Source organism: Rhizobacter sp. P2_D12 (assembly GCF_056404395.1).
Window position 1 is genome coordinate 1 of the sequence record NZ_JBFUEB010000252.1, and the last position, 2,112, is coordinate 2,112.

Below are 2,112 nucleotides of genomic sequence, written 5' to 3' on the forward strand. Positions count from 1 at the left end.
GGCCAGGTACTGGCCGTGTTCGCGGATGAAACCGTGCGCGCCGATATCGCGGGCGCGCGCGCCGYGCTGCTCGAAGCAAAGGCCAATGCCCTGGAATCCAAGGCGAATGCCGACCGCGCGCGCGCGCTGGAAAGCTCCGGCGCCCTGAGCGCCCAGCAGGTCACGCAATACGTGACGGGCGAGCAGACCGGCGCCGCGCGCGTCCAGTCGGCCCAGGCCACGCTGACGCAGCAGCAGCTGCGCCTGAAGTACACGCAGGTGACGGCGCCCGACAGCGGCGTGATCTCGGCGCGGGGCGCCACCGTTGGCGCCGTCGTCGGCGTGGGCACCGAACTGTTTCGCATGATCCGCCAGGGCCGCCTCGAATGGCGCGCCGAAGTGACGGCGCAAGACCTCGGGCGCATCAAGGCGGGCACGCGCGCGGTCGTGCGCGGCGCCAGCGGCCTCGAAGTCACGGGCAAGGTGCGCGTCGTGGCGCCATCGGTCGATCCGCAGACCCGGCTTGCGCTGGTCTATGTCGACCTGCCGCCGGCGCTGTCGGGCGACATGCCGCTCAAGGCCGGCATGTTTGCCAGCGGCCGGTTCGAACTGGGCACGTCGAACGCCCTGACCGTGCCGCAGCAGTCGATCGCGGTGCGCGACGGCTTCAGCTACGTGTACCGCCTGAATGCGGACAGCCGCGTGAGCCAGCTGAAGGTCACCACGGGCCGCCGCCTGGGCGACCGGGTCGAGATCGTCGGCGGCCTCGCAGCCGACGCGCCCATTGTCGTCACGGGCGCCGGGTTCCTGAATGACGGTGACCTGGTACGCAATATAGCCACGCCCGCAGTCGCGCCAGCTGCAGCACCGGCAAAGGCTGCACGATGAATTTCTCCGCCCTGTCGATCCGCAATCCGATCCCGGCGATCATGCTGTTCGTCCTGCTCACCGTGGCAGGACTGATGGCCTTCAATGCCAGCAAGGTGCAGGACTTCCCGGACATCGAACTGCCCATCGTCACCGTCACCGCCGTCCTCGACGGCGCCGCGCCGGCGCAGCTGGAAACCGAAGTCGCGCGCAAGATCGAAGACTCGGTCGCCACCCTGCAGGGCATCAAGAACATCTACACGCGCGTGCTCGACGGCGTGGCCACCGTCACGGTCGAATTCATCCTCGAGCGCGATTCGGCCGAAGCCGTCAATGACGTGCGCGACGCGGTCTCGCGCGTGCGCGCCGACATGCCGGCCGAGCTGCGCGAGCCGACCGTGACCAAGGCCGCCACCGCCGGGCGCGTCGTCTCCACCTTCACGGTTGCCGCCGCCGAAGGCTCGGGCCTGGACGACCAGGACCTGAGCTGGTTCGTCGACAACGACGTCGCCAAGTGCATGCTGGGCGTGCCGGGCCTCGGTGAAATCCGGCGCGTGGGCGGCGTCACGCGCGAGATGCGCGTGGAGCTCGATGACCAGAAGATGGCGGCGCTGCGCGTCTCGGCGCTCGACATCTCGCGCCAGCTGCGCAATGTGCAGCGCGAAGCGCCGGGTGGCCGGGGCGATGTCAGTGGCGTCGAGCAATCGGTGCGCACGCTGGCCACCGTCGGCACCGCGCAGGCGCTGGCCGCGATGGAGATCCCGCTGCCGGACGGACGCCATGTGCGCCTGGACCAGGTGGCGCGCGTGCTCGACACCGTGGAAGAACCGCGCGCGCTGGCCGAGCAGGATGGCCGCCGCGTCGTCGCCTTCGAAGTGTTCCGCACGCGCGGGGCCGGCGAGATCGATGTCGCCACGGGCGCCCGCGCCGCGATGGAGCAGCTCAAGAAAGAAAACCCGAAGCTGATCGTCAATGAAGTGATCGACAACTCGGTGTCGGTCGACGAGAACTTCGACGCCTCGATGCACATGCTGTACGAAGGCGCGCTGCTGGCGGTGCTGGTGGTGTGGTGGTTCCTGCGCGACTGGCGCGCGACGCTGATCGCCGCTGCGGCCCTGCCCCTGTCGGTGATTCCGGCCTTCCTGGGCCAGTACCTGTTCGGCTACACGCTCAATATGGTCACGCTGCTGTCGCTGGCCCTCGTGATCGGCGTGCTGGTCGACGATGCGATCGTCGAGATCGAAAACATCTCGCGCCACCTCCACA

2 protein-coding genes are annotated in these 2,112 nt (G+C 69.0%); both read left to right on the plus strand.

The annotated features are described in order from the left end of the window. A partial coding sequence (locus AC1DYN_RS32175; RefSeq protein ID WP_477966801.1) for an efflux RND transporter periplasmic adaptor subunit occupies positions 1-867 on the plus strand: 867 nt, incomplete at its 5' end. Beyond that, a partial coding sequence (locus AC1DYN_RS32180; RefSeq protein WP_477966803.1) for an efflux RND transporter permease subunit occupies positions 864-2,112 on the plus strand: 1,249 nt, incomplete at its 3' end. The genes AC1DYN_RS32175 and AC1DYN_RS32180, both read left to right, overlap by 4 nt.